The following is a 19,815-nucleotide window of genomic DNA, read 5'->3' on the forward strand; positions in this document are numbered from 1 at the left end:
CAGTCGAACGCCCACTGACAACAGAGACAGAGCACAACGACATGACTATTAAAATTGGTATCAATGGTTTTGGCCGGATCGGTCGCCTTGCTCTGCGGGCAGCCTGGAATTGGCCTGAGTTCGAATTCGTGCAGATCAACGATCCAGCGGGCGACGCGGTGACCCATGCGCACTTGATCAACTTCGACTCGGTGCATGGCCGTTGGAACAACGAAGCCAGCGCCGACGGCGACAACGTCGTCATCGACGGTAAACGGATCAAAGTAACGGCCAACAAGGCGATTGCCGAGACAGATTGGTCGGGCTGCGATCTGGTGATCGAGGCCAGCGGCAAGATGAAAACCGTGGCGGTGTTGCAGGGCTACCTGGATCAGGGCGTCAAGCGTGTAGTGGTCTGCGCTCCGGTGAAAGAGCCGGGCGCGTTGAACGTTGTCATGGGCGTCAACCAGCACCTGTTCGATCCTGTGCAGCACCGCATCGTCACCGCGGCTTCGTGCACCACCAACTGTTTGGCCCCCGTCGTGAAAGTCATCCACGAAAAGCTGGGCATTCGCCACGGCTCAATCACCACCATCCATGACCTGACCAACACCCAAAGCATCCTCGATCAGCCGCACAAGGATCTGCGTCGTGCACGTGCTTCGGGCATGAGCCTGATTCCGACCAGCACGGGCTCGGCCACCGCCATCGCCGAAATTTTCCCGGAGCTGCGTGGACGCCTGAATGGTCACGCCGTGCGGGTGCCGCTGGCCAACGCTTCGCTGACCGACTGTGTCTTCGAAGTCGAGCGGGCTACCACTGTCGAAGAAGTGAATCAGTTCCTCAAGGACGCTTCCGAGAACGAACTGAAAGATATCCTCGGTTTTGAGGAGCGTCCGTTGGTGTCCATCGATTACCGCACCGACCCGCGTTCATCGATCATCGATGCGCTGTCGACCATGGTCATCAATGGCACCCAGGTCAAACTCTATGCCTGGTACGACAACGAATGGGGTTATGCCAACCGCGCCGTCGAATTGGCCAGGCTGGTCGGTCTGGCAGTCTGAGGAGCGGTCATGAAAGCCTTGTCAGCCCTCGCACCGGAAGTTCGGCAGTACCTGCTCGTGACGGGCAACTACTGGGCCTTCACCCTCACCGACGGCGCCCTGCGCATGTTGGTGGTGCTGCACTTTCACGCGTTGGGCTACAGCCCACTGCAAATCGCCGCATTGTTTCTGTTCTACGAAATCTTTGGCGTGATCACCAACCTGGTGGGGGGGTATCTCGGCGCTCGACTGGGTCTTAACCGGACCATGAACATCGGGCTGGGCATCCAGGTCGCAGCGCTGCTGATGCTCACGGTTCCGGTTGCCTGGCTGACCATCCCCTGGGTAATGGGTGCCCAGGCGCTCTCTGGGATTGCCAAAGACCTGAACAAGATGAGCGCCAAAAGCTCGATCAAGCTGCTGGTCCCCGATGGGCAGCAAGGCAAGCTCTATCAATGGGTGGCTGTCCTCACCGGCTCGAAGAACGCACTCAAGGGCGTCGGCTTCTTTCTTGGTGGAGCCTTGCTGGCCCTGATCGGCTTCAAAGGCGCCTTGCTGGCCATGGCGGGTGTCCTGGCGCTGATCTGGATCAGCAGCGTGATTTTGTTGAAGAGGGACCTGGGCAAGGCAAAAGCCAAACCCAAGTTTCGCGATATCTTGTCCAAAAGCCGGGCAGTCAACATCCTTTCGGCGGCGCGGATGTTCCTGTTCGGCGCCCGGGATGTCTGGTTCGTGGTGGCCTTGCCGGTGTACCTGAGCAGCGTGTTCGGCTGGGATTTCTGGAAGGTTGGCGGCTTCCTGGCGGCCTGGGTGATTGGCTACGGTATTGTGCAGTCCTTAGCACCCAACATCACCGGCAAGAAACGTGGGCGTGTACCGGATGGTCGTGCAGCTTTTGTGTGGGCACTCGCGCTGGCGGGCCTACCAGCCTTGATTGCGCTTGGGCTCGACAGCGGGTGGTCACCACAGACGGTACTGCTAGGCGGCCTTATGGTCTTTGGCGCGTTGTTCGCGGTGAATTCGTCCCTGCACAGCTACCTGATCGTGTCCTATGCCAACGAAGACGGCGTATCCCTGGACGTGGGTTTCTACTACATGTCCAACGCCATGGGACGACTGATTGGCACCGTGCTCTCCGGCTGGGTTTATCAGCTGTACGGTCTGGAGGCGTGCTTGTGGATCTCGAGCGTGTTCGTATTGCTGGCCGCCCTGATTTCCATCGCATTACCAAGGCATGCCCAGCCACTCCTTTGAGTGGCTTTTTTGTGTCTGGGATTTCCCAATGTCAGTGGTTGTGTGGCGATCGACTGTATTGTTTCCGCGCAACTTCGTCGTCCTTGCACGGGCTGCAATCCCGCATTGAGCATGACATTGGTTAATTGCATACCTCGCAGTAGCCCTGGGTCGGTGAGCAGCTTGAAGAAAGCATGGGCATTGCTGTTCGTAGCGTGTTGGCGCATGCGGTGCTGTTGATGTCGGACGATTTGGCGTCTACGGATTCACTCGTTCCCGCGAAACTCGCCAGCGTTAGTTCATGGATTTCTGAACTAACTATTTGCTACAGCCTATTCAATCATTTGTCACGATGGCCTTAGGATCCTCCACATGGGACTGCCGCCATCAGAGCAGCAGCCCGCAGCAGCCCCTTTTCGACTGCCCAGCAACGCCACCCGCCCAATCCGCCAGTGGCCCGACGCAGTCGAGAGGAATGCATGAAGCTAGAGATTTTCCGTACCTTATGGGGCTATACCGCCAGCCATGCATCCGCCCTGGATGAATTGCTCGCCGCCGGTTTCGATGGGATCGAAACACGCTTGCCACTGCAGGCCAATGAGCGTGGCGAGTTCGGCGTTTTCCTACGCAGCAATCACGTCCCCTACATCTGCACCCTGTTTAGTGCTTACGATGTTTTGCCTGATCAGCGCGCCACGCCTGCCCAGCACTTGGTCGACATCGATCGTAAGCTCGGCTGGGCCACGGAGCTGACCCCCCGTTTCGTCAATCTGCTCGCAGGCAATGATCGCTGGCCCCTGGCGCAGCAGGTCGAGTTCTTCGGTCAGGCCCTGGAGCTGGCCGCCAGGCATGGGGTGTTCTGCAGTTTCGAGACTCACCGCGCCCGCTCCCTGTTCAGCCCTTGGGTGACTCTGGAACTGATTCGCCAACTGCCGGAACTGCGTTTCACCAGTGACATCAGCCATTGGGTGGTGTGCTGTGAGCGGTTACTGGACGACCCGGCCGACGATCTGTCGTCCTTCGTCGAGCGCGTTCATCACATTCAAGCTCGGGTCGGTTATGACCAGGGCCCGCAAGTGCCCCATCCCGGCGCCCCGGAATATGCCCGTGAACTGGTGTTTCACCAGCGCCACTGGGAGGCGGTCTGGGCTTCTCAATTTCAGCGCGGCTATGCAGTCAGCACCCTGACCCCGGAGTTCGGTGCCGACGGGTATCTGCATCACATGCCCTTCACCAACATGCCGGTGGCCGATCTCTGGACCTTGAACCAGTGGATGGCGCGAACCGAGCGCGAACACTTCAACCGTTTTACCTGTGAAGGAGCCCACGATGAATAAGACTTCGCTGACCCAGGCCAACTTCAATCGCATTCCAGTGGTGAACATCGCCGGCCTCTTCAGTATCGAACTGGAGCATCGCCTCGCCGTGGCCGAGCAACTGGGTCGTGCCGCCAGCGATGTGGGGTTTCTGTACATCACCGGGCACGGCATTGATCCGGCACTGATCGAGGGCCTGCGCCAGGCGAGCAAGGATTATTTCGCGCAGCCCCTGGAGACCAAGATGCGCCATTACATCGGCGCCTCGGAAAGCCACAAGGGCTTCGTGCCCGAAGGTGAGGAGGTGTACTCCAAGGGCAAGCCGGACCACAAAGAGGCCTTCGACATCGGTTTCGAAGTGCCGGTGGATGATCCGCTATTCCTGAGTCGAACGCCGCTGCTGGGCCCGAACCACTGGCCCGACGTGCCGGGTTTTCAGGCAGCAGTACAAAATTACTATCAGGCCGTGTTTGCCCTGGGCCGCCGATTGTTCGATGGTTTCGCCCTGGCCCTTGGCCTGGAAGAGGGCTACTTCGACGCACTGGTCACCCGTCCGCCTTCCAAGCTGCGGCTGATCCATTACCCCTTCGACGCCACTGCCGTGGATGCTCCAGGCATCGGCGCGCATACCGACTACGAGTGCTTCACCATCCTGCACGCCGATCAGCCGGGGTTGGAGGTGCTGAACGACCAGGATCAGTGGATCGATGCACCGCCAATGCCCGGTGCGTTTGTGGTGAACATCGGCGACATGCTGGAAGTCATGACCGCTGGGACCTTTGTGGCCACCGCTCACCGAGTGCGCAAGGTGGCTCAGGAGCGCTATAGCTTCCCGCTGTTTTACGCCTGCGACTACCACACGCTGATCAAGCCGTTGCCGGCATTCATCAATGACGCTCAGGTCTACGAGGCGCTGACGATTGGTGAACACATGTGGAGTCAAGCCCTGCAGACCTATCAATACCTGCGCAAACGCGTCGAGAACGGCGAGCTTGAACTGCCGTCCCGAGCCCGCAAGCCATCGAGCTTCGGTCGCCTGAAAAACACTGCCACTCATTCCTAAAAAAACCAACGGAGCTTCCCATCATGAAAACCCCCTACGCCCTGACCGGACTGAGTCTGCTCGCCGCTAGTCTGTTCTGTGCCAGTGCCGTCTTCGCCAGCACCGCGACCCCGGGTGTATTGAAGGTCGGTATGGAAATCACCTACCCACCGTTCGAGTCCTATGACGCCAACAAGAATGTGGTCGGCTCCGATCCGGAGTTGGCCCATTCCCTGGCCAAGGCAATGGGGGTCAAGGCCAACTTCGTCGATACCAAGTTTCCCAATCTGCTCAACGGCCTCAACGCCGGGCATTACGACGCAATCATCTCCGGCATGTACATCACCCCGGAGCGCCAGGCCCAGGCCCGGACCATTGCTTATGCCAACACCGGCGCGGCGATCATGGTGCCCAAGGGCAGTGAGTTGAACCCGCAGGTTCCCGAAGACCTGTGTGGCCTGAAAGTCGGGCTGGAGCAGGGCACCACCTGGGTCGGCAAGTTCCGTCAGTTGTCCAGCGACTACTGCGTCCCGAACAACAAGGGCGCCATCACCGTCAGTGAGTTTCCCTCGGCACCCGAGGTGACGCAGGCGCTGCTGTCAAAGAACATCCAGGCTCAAGTGGAAATTGCCGGCGCCGCGCACATGATCGCTCAGCGTACCAACGGCCGTGTGATCGTCAGCTCGCAGAAGTTGGTTTACCCGCAAACTTTGGGCATCTACGTCAAGAAAGACGCCGACGCGACCTATCAGGCGCTGGTCAAGGCGTTGGCTGAGAGCAAGGCCAACGGCGAGTACGCCGCCATTCTCAAGGCGTATGACCTGGAACCGGTCTCTGAGTAATGCCTGAAACCGCGCCCTCGATCGGGGGCGCGGCTTGCGCGAGGTGTCTATGCAATTCGATTGGGATTACTTTTTTTCGCTGTTCACCCTGGCTGACTTCTGGGCGGCGAGCCTGACCGTCATCGAACTGAGCACCCTGGCCTGGTTTCTGGGCATGCTGCTGGGTTTCGTCCTGGCATCGGCCAAACTGTCGAGCGTGCGTTGGCTGCGCATCCCCGCATCACTCTACATCTGGTTCTTTCGCAGCATTCCGCTGCTGGTGCTGGTGGTCTTCGTCTACAACCTGCCGCAGTTGCTGCCCGGTGCCGGGCCGGTGCTGTCGGTGCCATTTTATTCCGGTCTCTTGGCACTGGTGGTCACTGAGGCCGCCTACATGGCAGAAATTCATCGTGGTGGGCTGATTTCGATCGCCAAGGGCCAGAAGGAAGCGGGCCGTGCCCTGGGGCTCGGGCTGCTTGGCGTGCAGCGGCTGATCGTCATTCCTCAAGCGTTTCGTATCTCACTGCCGACGTTGATTAACGAATACATCACGGTGGTCAAACTGACCTCGTTGATCTCGGTGATTTCACTGACCGAACTGCTGACTGTCGGCCAGCGTCTGTATGCCCAGAACTTTCTGGTTATGGAGACCCTGGCTGCGGTGGGCCTGTACTACGTGCTGATCGTTACAGTGTTTGGCTTCGCCTTGCAGCGTCTGGAATGTTACCTGGACCTGAACCTGCGTACACCGCAAACCCTGGAGAGCGCCCCGACACAAGTGCTGCGTGACAGTCTGGCACCTAGGGTATCGAGCAAGGTCAGCCCCCCAGCCAAAGGTGCGGCCCCGGCCCTGCACCTGCGGGACGTGCACAAACGCTACGGCGATCATCATGTGCTCAAGGGCATCGACCTGAAGGTGCAAAGCGGCCAGGTGATTTCCATCATCGGCCCGTCCGGCTCCGGCAAGACCTCGTTGATCCGCACCATTAATGGCCTGGAACGCATCGATCAGGGTGAAATTCTGTTGTTCGGGGAGGGCTTCATTAATGCCGAGGACAAACCGGATGGCTCTCGGGTTCGTCAGGGCGTACAGCGCATCGGCATGGTGTTCCAGAACTTCAACCTGTTTCCGCACCGGACACTGTTGGACAACATCAGCCTCGCCCCTCGTTATCATGGCGTCAGCCGCGCACTGAGCGAGCAACGGGCCTGCCAACTGCTCGACAAGGTCGGCCTGCTGGCCCACGTTCACAAATATCCGCATCAACTGTCTGGCGGCCAGCAACAACGTGTGGCGATCGCCCGGGCCATGGCCATGGACCCGGACATCCTGCTGTTTGACGAACCGACTTCGGCGCTGGACCCGGAACTGGTCGGCGAGGTACTTACGGTGATCGCCGACCTGGCTCGCGAAGGCATGACCCTGCTGATTGTCACTCACGAAATGGAATTTGCCCTGTCGATCTCTGACCGGGTGATTTTCATGGAAAACGGCAACGTGCAGCTGGATGCCTCGCCACAGGCGATCCGCGAAGGGCATGGCGCCCAACGGGTGCGACGGTTTATCGGGTTGGAAGAATCAGAGGAGGAGCGTTGTCTGTTGATGGGCTGAGTTGAGCGCGTTTGGTCGCACGATCCGCTTTATCGTGGGCACATCGCTCTCGGGCCAAGGCGTGCCCGCGCGATCGAACATTTCACCCTTGAAACCCTGGCAAAACAGGTCGATGGACTCGCCCATTCTCTGGGCACAAGTTAGCTATGTCCGTACAGGTTTGGAGGCCGTTGCTTTCGATGGTCCTAGCCCTGAAACCGGTGTAAGCCTATTTCAGAACTAGACACTTTCAATTCAGACTGGCGTTTGGCCTCGTCCGCGGGGCAGCATCACTCGGTTTTCGCCGCCATCAAAGCGTTCAATTCGCCGTATGTGTGGGCTTTCAAGGTTTGGGTGTCGAGTTGGCCGTTGTCCAAGAAACTGCGGACCAATGCTCCCATGGCGCCGTGCAGAAACTCGGCGATGCTGGAGCCCGCACTGAGTCGTCTGACGCCCAGACGCTTCAATTCGTCGGGGGAGGGCAGTCCGTCCCGGGACAGCAGGTTGACTGGTAGTTTGGTGTCCCGGCAGATGGTGGCAATTTCGTTCGAATCGACCACGCCAGCGGCAAACAGACCATCCGCCCCGCCGCTGGCATACAGTGCGCTGCGCTTGAGGAGTTCCTCCAGGCGTTGTTCGGCAGGGAACAGGTTTTTCAGGTAGACGTCGGTCCGTACGTTGATGAACAGTTTGACGCCCGCCTGGTTCGCCACCTTTCTCGCGACGTCGATCTTGCGGACAAGCAGCTCTGGAGAGCCCAGGCCGTCTTCGATGTTGATCCCGACCGCCCCAGCGGCGATGACGGCGTCAATCACTTGGCCGACCCGCTCCAGGTCATCCGAATAGCCGCCTTCGATATCCACCGTGAGCGGTACGCTGAGCCCCCGTACCATCGACTTGACGGTGGTACTCAGCAGGTCGAGAGGCAGCTTGTTGCCATCCTGATAACCATGCGACCAGGCCATGGCCGCGCTGCTGGTCGCTACAGCCTTGCCGCCCAAGCGTTCGACGATGCGCGCACCGCCCGCATCGGCCACATTGGCCAAGACCAGTAGTCCATTCTGATGCAGGCTGTGAAAAGCGTTATCCAGTGTGGTCATGACAATTCAACTCCTTTGAACGTTATGTTTTTAATGACAAGGGCGGCGTCTTAGGCAGGGCTATCACAATGATTGAATCAGGTAAGTGGTTGCTGGCGGTATGCAATGTCTGCGCAAGGGAGTCTTGGAGGGGAGCACTGTTTTTAAGTGTAGGCGGACAGTGCCTTGGCCGAGTTGGTGTCCGAAGGGATGCTGATGCGCCGTCGCACAACCGACACCGCGCTTTCAATAGGCACTTCTAGCCGAGTACCGCACTATGCCACGATCCGATCCGCGCGCTCGGCCCAGGGGATTACCGTCCGTGCTGGCGCCGAGGGTGTCAGGGTGCTTGCTGTATCGAGGCGGCTGATGTGCTCGGAAGAAAGCTCAAGCGACAGCGCGCCGAGGTTGTCGGTGAGCTGGGTCATTGAGCGTGGCCCGATGATCGGCACTGCCCCGTGGGTGCCTGCCCAGGCAATGGCGACCTGACCCGCACTGGCGCCGATCTCGCCCGCGATGGCAATGACGGTGTCGAGGATTTGCGTACGCTGCGCCGAATTCTCCGGCTGGAACACCCGGCCGCCCAAACCTTCGGCACGACCTTTCTCCCCTTGGCGGTACTTGCCCGTCAGCATGCCGCCGCCCAGCGGCGACCACGTGACGATACCAAGGCCCAGCGCGTGCGATGCCGGGAACAGGTCGGCTTCGGGCTCGCGATGAACCAGGCTGTGCTCGAACTGCGCAGCCGCGATGGGAACAGTACGAGTCAGTTCGGCCAGGGTCACTGCACGGGCGAGTCGCCAGGCGGCGAAGTTCGAAAGGCCTGCATAGAGGATCTTGCCCGCGCGTGCCAAGTCCTCGAAGCCACGGACGATTTCCTCGGCTGGCGTGAGGCCATCGGGATGATGCACCCAGTAAATGTCAATCCGATCCGTCTTGAGTCGCTTCAGGCTCGCTTCCACGGAGGCGACCATGGCCCTGCGACTGTTGCCGGTGACCAGCCTATTGGCATTCGGCTGCGCGCCGCTGCTGTACTTCGTCGCGATGACGAAATCTTCGCGTCGTCCCTCCAGCAGGCTGCCGATCTGTTCCTCCGATTGTCCGAACTGGTAGACATCCGCTGTATCGATGAAATTGCCTCCAGCCTCGGCATAGGCGTTGAAGATTGCTTTGCTGGTATCGGGATCGGCGCCATGGCCCCAACCCGTGCCAAAGTTGCCCGTGCCGAGCGCCACCTGCGAAACCCGCAGGCCGGTTTTGCCAAAGGATGTGTATTTCATGACTTTCTCCGTTGATCGAGGCGGAACCACGAGGTTGCTCAGTTCAGACCGCAGCGCAGAGAACAATGTCAGGCTTGTTCATGTGGACGCCTCGGGGAAGGTGCAGGGAAATCGAAGATCAAGCATGTCGTGGTGGCGTGCGCGTACAGCTTGCCGTCGGGGCCAACGATTCGGCCTTCGGCCGTGGCAATCCGACTTCCTGCATGGATCAACTTTCCCTCGGCGCGTACTAGCGGCACCGCGTCGGTCAAGGCGCGGACCATGTTGACTTTCAGCTCCAGCGTAGTGAAGCCCTTGCCTGCGGGTAAGGTCGAATGCACGGCGCAACCCACCGCCGAATCGAGCAGCGTGGAAAACCAACCGCCGTGCACGGTTCCCAGCGGGTTGTAGTGCCTTCGTTGCGGTCGACCTTGAAAGACCGCTGTGCCTGGTTCCATGTGAATGGGCAGGAAATCGAGCGTATCGCCGATTGGGGCGGGCGGTAGTTGCCCGGCAAAAATTGCCTCGAACAACTCCATGCCTGTCAGGCTGGTGATCTGTTTGTGCGTTGCGGTGTGGGAGGTGTTCCAACGGGCACGAATCGCTTTTTCCTCTTCCTCCCACCGAGCAACGACCTGGTCAGCCTGCATCACGAACTCCTTCCTCATTCTCAATACTTGTATATGCAATACTTGTAGATACAATCTATAACATGAAAAATATGACCAAGCCACAGGGTTGCACCAATCTGAAGATTCGCCAGCTCAATCGCATGGTGACGCGTCACTACGATCGCTATATCGCCGAGTCCGGATTAAAAAACACGCAGTACTCATTGTTGTCACACGTCGTCAGACTGGGTCCCATTCGCCCGAGCGACCTGGCTAGGCGAATGCAAATGGAGGCTTCGACGTTGACACGGAATATGCAGCCACTGGTTGCTCAAGGCTGGTTGACGGTCGGGGCAGGTGGCGACGCGCGCAGCCGCCTTGTCCAGGTGACCGAAGCAGGACTGGCAAAGCAAGCCGAAGGGCGGCGCGCCTGGAAAGAGGCGCAATTGGCACTTAATGAGCGACTCGGCGTGCATCGCGTTGCGGCGCTCCATGAATTGCTGGATGCATGTATCGAGTGCCTTGATGATGAGCCTGAAACTTGTACGGACTGACTGGTAGACGATTGGCCGTTTCCCAAACAACGTGCGACGAAATAGGAAACGGAGCAGAGGCAGCTAGGGTGGCGACTTCATTTGCGTCTAACCATACGACCGCTGTTCAATCTCTTCGGACGTGTTTTCAGCTCAGTTTGGTCAGATACTCCGGCACTTGTTGCTCAGGTAGCACGGACAGAACTTTCAACCGCTGCAACATGCGTTGGCGGGCGCGGTGAAGGTGTTCCTTGAGGTTCAGCGCTGCTGCGTCGAATGCGCCATGCAATAGCAGCTCTAAAATCAAACGGTGCTCGGCCAGCATGGCTTCGTCGGGACCGAGACCCAACTGACTGTAGAAAATCCGACTGATGATCCTGGGGCTCTGGCCCTGCCGGATCAATGTAGCGATCTTGCGATTGGTGATTCCGGCGAGGCAGTGGTAATGCAGGTCCTCCTCCAGTTGCTCGATCTCTGCCAGGCTGCAATGGGGATTGCTCTGTGCTTGCGCAACTCGAGCCAGCATTGCTTCAAGAGACTCCCGGCTCAACCCCGGTGCACTCTGGCGTAACGCCTCAGGCTCGAGACAGGCGCGCAGTTCGTAGTCTTCCGTGACTTCCCTGGCGGTGAGCGGGCCGGCGAGCCACTGGGAGTAGGGTTCCTTTTCCACCAGGCCGCGATCACGCAGACGCATCAACGCCTCGCGGACTACCGCTCGGCTGACGCCGTAATGCTCGGCGGCCATTTGCTCGTCGAGTCGATAGTGTCCAAAAGCAATGCAAGTCGATAAAGCCGAGCCGATTTCATCGAATATCCGCTCGCCCAGTGGCCGAGTATCGACCAATTCTTCGCTGCTATTAAGGCCGAGCTGTTTGTGGGTGAGGGCTAGCCGCAGGGGTTCCACTTCAATCCCCTTCGGGTTGACCAAATAACCGCGGCCATCAAATCGGCTGATCAAGCCTTCGTCATGCAACAGATTCAATGCTTTGCGCACCGGCACTCGGCTGGTCCCAAACAGGTCAGCCAAGGGGGCTTCGAGCAGCACGAGTCCCTGAGCCACCTCTGCGTTAACGATGGCGTCACGCAGGACCTGCCGGATCATGGCGTAGCGGGATGCGGTGCGGTAATCCTCGGCGGTCATCGATTTCATACGCTTCTCGAAGGGCAGGGGGGCAATTCTCGCACAAGTACGATTGTCACCGTGGGCTACGTCGCTGCGCGCGTTCATGGGGCTCCTGTTACTTTCTTGCAATAAAATGGATCTTTTTGAAAATGTCCATCATTGACGATGCTTTCTCACCTTGGGCGATAGCGCACTACGAATGGGAGTTTTTAATAGTGGCTGAAGGCGTCTAATCCGGTCGTCTGACTGAAGCCGCGCACCTCGGCACCTACTCTGACCCGGATTAATGTTCACTCTGGCACGTTATCTGCCTTTATAAAATGTACATTTTAACAATATGTACATTTATTGAGTGAGTCAGATGTCCGACACCAATTCTCAAATCAGGCCCGTAGCCGATGCGTTAGTGATGGCTGAAGCATTTGCGTCGGGCAGGAGTGACCCGGTTCAGGCGTTGGAAAAAGTGCTGGCTAAGACGGCGGATGTCGATGATGTGTTCATCTCCCTCTGTTCGGCACGTGCCCTTCGTGAAGCACACGCATCAGCCGCACGCTGGAAGGCCGGACAGCCGGCAAGCGCGCTGGACGGCGTGCCGATCGCATGGAAAGACCTGTTTGACGTCGCAGGCAGTCCGACAACCGCAGGCGCAGCCGTGCGCCGCGACATTTCGCCAGCGCTGCTCGACGCCAATGTCGTAGGTCTACTGGCGCGAGCCGGGATGGTCAGTGTCGGGAAAACCAACCTTAGCGAATTTGCTTACTCAGGCCTCGGACTCAATCCCCATTTTGGCACGCCGCGTAATCCCGTAGGCCTCGACCAGCCACGCATTCCGGGCGGCTCGTCCTCAGGCTCAGCGGTCGCCGTCGCGGCGGGAATCGTGCCGATCGCCATGGGCACGGACACCGCTGGCTCCATCCGAATTCCAGCGGCCTTCAACGGATTGGTCGGATTTCGCAGCAGTTGCAGACGCTACAGCCGCGAAGGCGTCTTCCCGCTCGCGCATACCCTCGACAGCGTGGGGCCTCTGACACGCAGTGTGCGCGACACCTTATCCATCGACGACATCCTGCTTGGGCGCGCCAAACCGACATCGCTCGTCCCCCGAGATTTGTCCGGGCAGCGATTTTGGCTTGATCAGGCGGTCATTGAGGATGAGCGCATAGAGCCTGCGGTGCGCGACAACCTGCTGCGATGCGTGAGCGTGTTGAAAAATCACGGTGCGCTGATTGACCTGCGACCCTCGCCAGCCTTTCAGGCGGCACTTGGGCTCATTGAGCAACAAGGCTGGCTCGGTGCTCCTGAGGCTTTTGCCCTGCATCAGTCTCTGCTGGACAGTGATGCCGCCGCACGACTCGACCCCCGTGTTCGGCGCCGTCTGGAAGCGGCACGTGCATTCCCCGCCAGCCAGTTGGTCAACCTCTACGGCGCACGCAAACGCCTGCAGCAACAAATCACCGATGAGCTTGATGGCGCGTTTTTGATTACCCCAAGCGTGGCCCATGTGGCGCCGCCGTTGGCGCCACTGGAAGCCGATGACGAGCTGTTCACGCAGACCAACCTCGCTACGTTGCGCCTGACGATGCCCGGCAGTTTGCTGGATATGCCGGGTGTGTCATTGCCCAGCGGCTGCGATGCGCTCGGTTTGCCCACCGGCATGTTGATAAGCGCGCCGCCGGGCGAAGACTCGCGATTGTTGCGAGCTGCGCTGGCGGTTGAAGCCGCGTTGCGCCACCACTGAAACACCCCCGATTGATCTGATAAATCCGCAGGAGAGAGATGATGGCTAAAGACATTCTGTGCGCCTTCGGCGTCGACGTAGACGCCGTGGCAGGCTGGCTCGGCTCATATGGTGGCGAGGATTCGCCTGACGATATTTCCCGTGGCCTGTTCGCCGGTGAAATCGGCGCGCCGCGCCTGCTCAAACTGTTCGAGCGCTACGGCCTGCGCACCACCTGGTTTATCCCCGGCCACTCGATGGAAACTTTTCCTGAGCAGATGAAGGCCGTGGCCGACGCCGGCCACGAAATCGGCGTGCATGGCTACAGCCATGAAAATCCGATTGCGATGACCGCCGAACAGGAAGAGATCGTCCTGGATAAATCCATCGAGCTGATCACCCAGGTCACTGGCAAACGCCCCACCGGCTATGTTGCGCCGTGGTGGGAATTCAGCAAGGTCACCAACGAATTGCTGCTGAAAAAAGGCATCAAGTACGACCACAGCCTGATGCACAACGACTTCCACCCTTACTACGTACGCAAGGGCGATAGCTGGACCAAGATCGACTACAGCCAGCACCCCGATACCTGGATGAAACCCCTGGTACGCGGCGAAGAAACCGACTTGGTAGAGATCCCGGCCAACTGGTACCTCGACGACCTGCCGCCGATGATGTTTATCAAGAAAGCTCCCAACAGCCACGGCTTCGTCAACCCGCGTCACCTGGAAGAAATGTGGCGCGACCAGTTCGACTGGGTTTACCGCGAACACGAACACGCGGTGTTCACCATGACCATCCACCCCGACGTGTCCGGCCGCCCACAAGTGCTGCTGATGCTTGAGCGTCTGATCGAACACATCCAGAGCCATGCCGGCGTGCGCTTCGTCACCTTTGACGAAATCGCCGACGACTTTATCCGCCGCCAACCCCGTACCTGACCCTTTGCTCACACCCTCGAGGCGCGATTTATGTCCATCTACAACAAGCTTGACCTGACTGGCTGGAAACCCCGGCAACTGACGTCCCAGGAAGTACGCTTCGCCACCTGGATCGCGTTTTTCGCCTGGGTGTTCGCGGTGTATGACTTCATCCTCTTCGGCACCTTGCTGCCGGAGATCGGCCGGCACTTTGGCTGGGGTGAAGTGGAGCAGGCTGAAATCGCGACCTGGGTGGCGGTGGGTACCGCCGTCGTCGCCCTGGCCATCGGCCCGATTGTCGACAGGCTGGGGCGGCGCAAAGGGATTATTTTCACCGTGGCCGGTTCTGCCCTGTGCTCGGCGCTGACCGCAATCGGTGGGGCGTGGGGCAAGTCGCCGTTGATTCTGATCCGTTCGTTGGGTGGCCTGGGCTATGCCGAAGAAACCGTCAATGCCACCTATTTGACCGAGTTGTATGGCGCCTCTGAAGACCCACGGCTGACCAAACGTCGCGGCTTTATCTACAGCCTGGTGCAGGGCGGCTGGCCGGTCGGTGCGTTGATCGCCGCCGGGTTGACAGCGCTGTTGCTGCCGATCATCGGCTGGCAGGGGTGTTTCATCTTCGCCGCAATCCCGGCGGTGGTGATTGCGATCATGGCGCGCAAGCTCAAGGAGAGCCCGCAGTTCCAGATCCACGAACGCATCAGTCAGTTGCGTAAAAACGGCGCCGTGATCGAAGCGCAAAACGTCGCCGTGACCTACGGCGTGGACTATGACGAACACAGCAAGGCTGGCCTCAAAGCCGCGTTCCGTGGCCCGGCCCGCCGCGCCACATTGGTGATTGGCGCCGCGCTGTTGCTCAATTGGGCGGCGATCCAGGTGTTCAGCGTGCTCGGCACTTCGGTGATCGTCAGCGTGCACCACATCTCGTTCGAGAACTCGCTGATCATCCTCGTGTTGTCGAACCTGGTGGGTTACTGCGGCTACCTCAGCCACGGCTGGATGGGCGACAAGATCGGCCGTCGCAACGTGATTGGCTTGGGTTGGATGCTCGGCGGCCTGTCGTTTGCCGGGATGCTGTTCGGCCCGAGCAATATGCCGATGGTGGTCGGGCTGTACAGCCTGGGCTTGTTCTTCCTGATCGGGCCGTATTCGGCGGCACTGTTCTTTATCAGTGAAAGTTTCCCCACCAGCATCCGCGCCACCGGTGGCGCGATCATCCATGCCATGGGCCCGATTGGCGCGGTGGTCGCAGGGTTTGGTGCCACCCAAGTGTTGTCCGCCGGCAGCGACTGGCAGACCGCCGCGCTGTGGTTCGGCGCCGTGCCGTGCTTTTTGTCCGGCGTCCTGATGTTTGCCGCGCGCCATGTGCGCCCGGAAACCGTTCAGTAAGGAGTAGTCGATGAGCTGTAAAGTTGCCTTGATTACCGGTGCCGCTAGCGGCATCGGCCAAGCCCTCGCCGTGGCCTATGCGCGCAGTGGCGTGGCGGTGGTGGGCGGTTATTACCCGGCCGACCCCCATGATCCGCAGACCACCGTCAGCCTGGTGGAAGCAGCTGGCGGCGAGTGCCTGATGCTGCCGTTGGACGTGGGCGATACCGCCTCGGTGGACGCACTGGCTGCGCAAGCAATACAGCATTTTGGGCGGCTGGATTATGCGGTGGCCAACGCCGGCTTGCTGCGCCGTGCGCCGTTGCTGGAAATGACCGATGCGCTGTGGGACGAAATGCTGAATGTCGACCTGACGGGGGTGATGCGCACCTTTCGCGCGGCGACTCGGCATATGGGGGAAGGCGGTGCGTTGGTGGCGATTTCGTCGATTGCCGGCGGCGTATATGGCTGGCAAGAGCACAGCCATTACGCAGCGGCCAAGGCCGGCGTGCCGGGGTTGTGTCGTTCGCTGGCAGTGGAATTGGCGCCGAAGGGGATTCGCTGTAATGCGGTGATCCCTGGGTTGATCGAGACGCCGCAGTCGCTGGATGCCAAGAACTCCCTCGGGCCTGAGGGTTTGGCCAAGGCCGCGCGGGCGATTCCATTGGGGCGAGTAGGGCGGGCGGATGAGGTGGCGTCGCTGGTGCAGTTCCTGACCAGTGAAGCGTCGAGTTACCTGACTGGGCAGAGCATCGTCATCGACGGTGGCCTGACCGTGCGTTGGCCCGACTGACTGTACTCAATTCAAATGTGGGACCTGTGTTTGCTTCAGGAGAATTTACATGCCTCAACTAACCAACCGCCGCGCCGTCATCACCGGTGCCGGCAGCGGCATCGGTGCCGCCATCGCCCGCGCCTATGCGACTGAAGGTGCACGGCTGTTGTTGGCCGACCGCAACGCCGCAAGCCTCGCGCAAACAGCCATCACCTGCCGCAGCCTCGGCGCCGAAGTTTTCGAATGCCTGGCCGACGTGGGCGCTGTCGAAGGCGCCCAGGCCAGTGTCGACCGTTGCGTCGAGCATTTCGGCGGCATCGACATCCTGGTCAACAACGCCGGCATGCTCACTCAGGCGCGCTGCGTCGACCTGTCCATCGAGATGTGGAACGACATGCTGCGCGTCGATCTCACCAGCGTGTTCGTCGCCAGTCAGCGCGCCTTGCCGCATATGGTGGCGCAGCGCTGGGGGCGGATTATCAATGTCGCCTCGCAACTGGGTATCAAGGGCGGCGCCGAGCTGACTCATTACGCCGCCGCCAAGGCCGGGGTGATCGGCTTTACCAAGTCCCTGGCCTTGGAAGTGGCCAAGGACAATGTGCTGGTCAATGCCATTGCACCGGGGCCCATTGAAACGCCCCTGGTGGGCGGTATCAGTGACGACTGGAAACGTGCCAAGGCCGGCGAGCTACCCCTGGGCCGTTTCGGCCTGGCCGATGAAGTTGCGCCGACGGCGGTGCTATTGGCCAGCGAGCCGGGTGGCAATCTGTTCGTCGGCCAGACCCTGGGCCCGAACTCCGGCGATGTCATGCCATGAGCGGGGTGTAGCCGTGTGCGGACTCTGCGGATTGCTTGGCGAAGACCTGCACTGGAGCGACCCGTTGGGCGATGAGCTGCCCAGGCGCCGCGAACGCCTGCGCCGTATCGCCGCGATCAATCAGGTACTGGCGGTGTTCCGGCTCAAGGTCGAGGATTTCCAGGGCGCCTCTTATCTGTTGTTGGGTGCCACCGGTAAACAGGCGTTGGCGAGTGGCCTGGACCAACTCTGGCAGGCGGCCGAAACCATGCTCGGCCGGCCCTTGGACCCCCTCGATCAGCGGCTGTTGGAGCACTTGGAGTCAGACACATGAGCATCGCCCTAAATGTGATCACCGGTTTCCTCGGCAGCGGTAAAACCACCTTGCTCAAACGCCTGCTGCAAGGCGAAAGTCTTGGCGATACCGCGTTGCTGATCAACGAATTCGGTGACGTCGGCATTGATCACCTGTTGGTGGAAGAGGTCGCGCCGGACACCGTGCTGCTGCCCAGCGGCTGCGTGTGCTGCTCGATCCGGGGCGAGCTGAAAGACGCACTGCTCGGCCTGCTGCAACGCCGTGAGCGTGGCGAAATCCCGGCGTTCAAACGGGTGATCCTGGAAACCACCGGCCTGGCCGACCCCGCGCCAATTCTTGCCACCTTGAACAACGATGTGCAGCTGCGCGGGCGTTTTCATATCGGCCTGGTGGTCACTCTCGTAGACGCCAGCCACGCCGCGCTGCAAGAGCGCCTGCACCCGGAATGGCTGGCCCAGGTGGCAGCGGCGGACCGTTTGCTGCTGAGCAAGACCGACCTGGCGGGTGACTGTGTTTCACTGCGCGCGCACTTGCAGGCGCTCAATACCGGCACGCCGATCCTCGATACCCAGGACATCCACAGTGGCGACCAACTGCTGCTAGGCGAAGGCTTGCGTAGTGCCGAACCCGCGGTGGAGGTCAACCGTTGGCAACTGCATCAAACCACCACGGCCACCCATGGCGCTGCGCAAGTGTGCAGCCTGACCTTCGACCAACCGCTGGACTGGGTGGGTTTCGGGGTGTGGTTGTCGATGCTGTTAAGATGTCACGGCGAACGAATCCTTCGTGTCAAAGGGCTGCTCAACGTGAACGCCAGTAACTCCCCCATCGTCATTCATGGTGTGCAGCATTGCTTGCATGCCCCGGTGCACCTGCCTGCCTGGCCGGGCACTGATCGGCAATCGCGTCTGGTGTTTATCCTGCGTGGCCTCGATCCCGTGCTGCTGCGGCGCTCCTTTGACGTGTTCTCCCGGCGGTTCGCCGCATGATCACACTCCGCGTCCTCGGTACCTCAGTGACCTTGCTCGAATGCCTGCGCGTTCGCGCTGAACAGGAACTAGGCATTCGCCTGGTGTACCAGGTGCACGACGTTGAACAGGCCCAGCGCATCGCGGTGATGCAGCCCGACAGCTACGACCTGTACGACCAATGGTTCCACAACGTCGACTTCGTATGGCCGGCCCGGGCGATCCAACCCATCGACACGCGGCGCATTGCGTTGTGGCATGAGATCAACGACCTGCCCAAGCGCGGGCGGCTGTCGCCCGATGACCGGCTGGGCAGCGGCAGCGTGCCCAGCGAACGCCTGTTCGTGCAGCACGATGGCAGCCTCGGCAGCACCGTCACCGAACGCATCAGCATGCTGCCCCTGACCCATAACGCCGACAGTTTCGCTTACCGCCCCGAACGCTTGCCCGACGGTTTTTCCCACGACAATGAAAGCTGGGGCTGGTTGCTGGACCCCGCGTGGAGCGCGCGCACCGCTCTGCAAAGCGACGCCGCCATCGGCGCCCTGGATGCCGCGCTGGCGGTGCAGGGTGCGGGGCTGGCCAGCTTCAAGGACATCGGCAATATGAGCATCGAAGAGATCGATGTGCTGGCCGACATCCTGGTGCGCAAACAGCGGGAAGGACACTTTGCGGCATTCTGGTCCGATGATGAGGAGGCCGCACAATTGATGCTCAGCCCGAGCATCGATATCCAGAGCCTATGGTCGCCGACCTTGATGCGCCTGCATCGCGCCGGGGTGAAATACCGTCTGGCGGTGCCTCGCGAGGGCTACCGCGCCTGGTTCGGCGGTTTGTCATTGTCGCGTCACGCCCAGGGCCCGGTGCTGGATGCGGCCTACGCCTACCTCAATTGGTGGTTGTCCGGCTGGCCCGGCGCGGTGATGGCGCGCCAGGGTTACTACATCGGCAATCCGGCGCGCAGCCGCGACCATCTGAGCAGTGCCGAGTGGGATTACTGGTACGCCGGTCAACCTGCGCGGGAGGAGTTGCTGGGCAGTGATGGTTTGCCGCTGATTGACATCGGTGATGTGCGCGATGGCGGTTCCTATGAGCAGCGGATGGGGCATATCGCTGTTTGGAATGCAGTAATGGATGAGCACAACTATCTAGTGCGTCGCTGGAGCGATATTTTACGGGCGGGGGCGAAAAGCTCCCGCAGGCCATGAGTTTCTGAACCTGGCCAGGCAATACCGTCATCGAGTGCGTTTGAGTGCCGAATGAGAGTCTCGAATTCGGGCGTGCATTGAATTGGTTTGTTGCTGGAGCAGCTTGGACCG

At 60.1% G+C, this 19,815-nt stretch carries 19 protein-coding genes; 15 read left to right on the forward strand and 4 right to left on the reverse strand.

The window, feature by feature from the left end; all coding sequences use genetic code 11:
- Positions 1-41 precede the first annotated feature (41 nt).
- From EPZ47_RS10995 to EPZ47_RS11020, 6 genes are all read left to right on the forward strand, one after another.
- Positions 42-1,046, forward strand: a complete 1,005-nt coding sequence (locus tag EPZ47_RS10995) for an ArsJ-associated glyceraldehyde-3-phosphate dehydrogenase (RefSeq protein ID WP_135844784.1) — start codon at positions 42-44, stop codon at positions 1,044-1,046.
- A gap of 9 nt (positions 1,047-1,055) precedes the next feature.
- Positions 1,056-2,279, forward strand: a complete 1,224-nt coding sequence (arsJ, locus tag EPZ47_RS11000) for an organoarsenical effux MFS transporter ArsJ (RefSeq protein ID WP_135844785.1) — start codon at positions 1,056-1,058, stop codon at positions 2,277-2,279.
- Positions 2,280-2,737: 458 nt separating this feature from the next.
- The gene (locus EPZ47_RS11005; RefSeq protein ID WP_135844786.1) at positions 2,738-3,595 is read left to right on the forward strand and encodes a sugar phosphate isomerase/epimerase family protein; all 858 of its coding nucleotides are present in this window, start codon (positions 2,738-2,740) and stop codon (positions 3,593-3,595) included.
- Positions 3,588-4,637: an isopenicillin N synthase family dioxygenase gene (locus EPZ47_RS11010; RefSeq protein WP_135844787.1), complete on the forward strand. Its 1,050-nt coding sequence runs from the start codon at positions 3,588-3,590 to the stop codon at positions 4,635-4,637. The genes EPZ47_RS11005 and EPZ47_RS11010 overlap by 8 nt, the downstream gene beginning before the upstream one ends.
- 23 nt (positions 4,638-4,660) lie before the next feature.
- Positions 4,661-5,458 carry a transporter substrate-binding domain-containing protein gene (locus tag EPZ47_RS11015; RefSeq protein ID WP_135844788.1) on the forward strand — a complete coding sequence of 266 codons (798 nt, stop codon included), beginning with the start codon at positions 4,661-4,663 and terminating at the stop codon, positions 5,456-5,458.
- 49 nt (positions 5,459-5,507) lie between these two features.
- Positions 5,508-7,049, forward strand: coding sequence for an amino acid ABC transporter permease/ATP-binding protein (locus EPZ47_RS11020; RefSeq protein ID WP_135844789.1), 1,542 nt, complete (start codon positions 5,508-5,510; stop codon positions 7,047-7,049).
- Between the two features lie 269 nt (positions 7,050-7,318).
- Here EPZ47_RS11020 and EPZ47_RS11025 read toward each other — a convergent pair whose 3' ends face one another.
- From EPZ47_RS11025 to EPZ47_RS11035, 3 genes are all read right to left on the reverse strand, one after another.
- Entirely contained in the window at positions 7,319-8,128 is an 810-nt protein-coding gene (locus EPZ47_RS11025) for an isocitrate lyase/PEP mutase family protein (RefSeq protein WP_135844790.1), read from the reverse strand.
- A gap of 254 nt (positions 8,129-8,382) precedes the next feature.
- Positions 8,383-9,387, reverse strand: a complete 1,005-nt coding sequence (locus tag EPZ47_RS11030) for an aldo/keto reductase (protein WP_135844791.1) — start codon at positions 9,385-9,387, stop codon at positions 8,383-8,385.
- A gap of 68 nt (positions 9,388-9,455) precedes the next feature.
- Complete coding sequence (locus tag EPZ47_RS11035) at positions 9,456-10,016, reverse strand: PaaI family thioesterase (RefSeq protein WP_135844792.1); 561 nt, start codon at positions 10,014-10,016, stop codon at positions 9,456-9,458.
- Between the two features lie 62 nt (positions 10,017-10,078).
- On the opposite strand from EPZ47_RS11035, the gene EPZ47_RS11040 reads away from it, so the two are divergent.
- A complete protein-coding gene (locus EPZ47_RS11040) occupies positions 10,079-10,531 on the forward strand; it encodes a MarR family winged helix-turn-helix transcriptional regulator (RefSeq protein WP_135844793.1) in 453 nt (150 codons plus the stop codon).
- A 127-nt stretch (positions 10,532-10,658) separates the two neighbouring features.
- Here EPZ47_RS11040 and EPZ47_RS11045 read toward each other — a convergent pair whose 3' ends face one another.
- Positions 10,659-11,651: a GntR family transcriptional regulator gene (locus EPZ47_RS11045; protein WP_406550163.1), complete on the reverse strand. Its 993-nt coding sequence runs from the start codon at positions 11,649-11,651 to the stop codon at positions 10,659-10,661.
- Between the two features lie 343 nt (positions 11,652-11,994).
- Here EPZ47_RS11045 and EPZ47_RS11050 point away from each other — a divergent pair, with 343 nt between their 5' ends.
- The 8 genes from EPZ47_RS11050 to EPZ47_RS11085 are packed head-to-tail and all read left to right on the forward strand — an operon-like array spanning position 11,995 to position 19,704.
- Positions 11,995-13,371: an amidase gene (locus EPZ47_RS11050; protein ID WP_135844794.1), complete on the forward strand. Its 1,377-nt coding sequence runs from the start codon at positions 11,995-11,997 to the stop codon at positions 13,369-13,371.
- A gap of 41 nt (positions 13,372-13,412) precedes the next feature.
- Complete coding sequence (locus tag EPZ47_RS11055) at positions 13,413-14,291, forward strand: polysaccharide deacetylase family protein (protein WP_003234086.1); 879 nt, start codon at positions 13,413-13,415, stop codon at positions 14,289-14,291.
- 30 nt (positions 14,292-14,321) lie between these two features.
- A complete protein-coding gene (locus EPZ47_RS11060; protein ID WP_135844795.1) occupies positions 14,322-15,662 on the forward strand; it encodes an MFS transporter in 1,341 nt (446 codons plus the stop codon).
- Positions 15,663-15,672: 10 nt separating this feature from the next.
- Positions 15,673-16,434 carry an SDR family NAD(P)-dependent oxidoreductase gene (locus EPZ47_RS11065; protein ID WP_135844796.1) on the forward strand — a complete coding sequence of 254 codons (762 nt, stop codon included), beginning with the start codon at positions 15,673-15,675 and terminating at the stop codon, positions 16,432-16,434.
- A gap of 49 nt (positions 16,435-16,483) precedes the next feature.
- Positions 16,484-17,233 carry an SDR family NAD(P)-dependent oxidoreductase gene (locus EPZ47_RS11070; RefSeq protein WP_135844797.1) on the forward strand — a complete coding sequence of 250 codons (750 nt, stop codon included), beginning with the start codon at positions 16,484-16,486 and terminating at the stop codon, positions 17,231-17,233.
- A gap of 13 nt (positions 17,234-17,246) precedes the next feature.
- Positions 17,247-17,546: a hypothetical protein gene (locus EPZ47_RS11075; RefSeq protein WP_135844798.1), complete on the forward strand. Its 300-nt coding sequence runs from the start codon at positions 17,247-17,249 to the stop codon at positions 17,544-17,546.
- Entirely contained in the window at positions 17,543-18,517 is a 975-nt protein-coding gene (locus EPZ47_RS11080; RefSeq protein WP_135844799.1) for a CobW family GTP-binding protein, read from the forward strand. Before EPZ47_RS11075 ends, EPZ47_RS11080 begins: the two co-directional genes overlap by 4 nt.
- Positions 18,514-19,704, forward strand: coding sequence for an ABC transporter substrate-binding protein (locus EPZ47_RS11085; RefSeq protein WP_135844800.1), 1,191 nt, complete (start codon positions 18,514-18,516; stop codon positions 19,702-19,704). Before EPZ47_RS11080 ends, EPZ47_RS11085 begins: the two co-directional genes overlap by 4 nt.
- Positions 19,705-19,815 lie beyond the last annotated feature (111 nt).

This window comes from Pseudomonas viciae (genome assembly GCF_004786035.1).
Taxonomy (GTDB): Bacteria; Pseudomonadota; Gammaproteobacteria; order Pseudomonadales; family Pseudomonadaceae; genus Aquipseudomonas; species Aquipseudomonas viciae.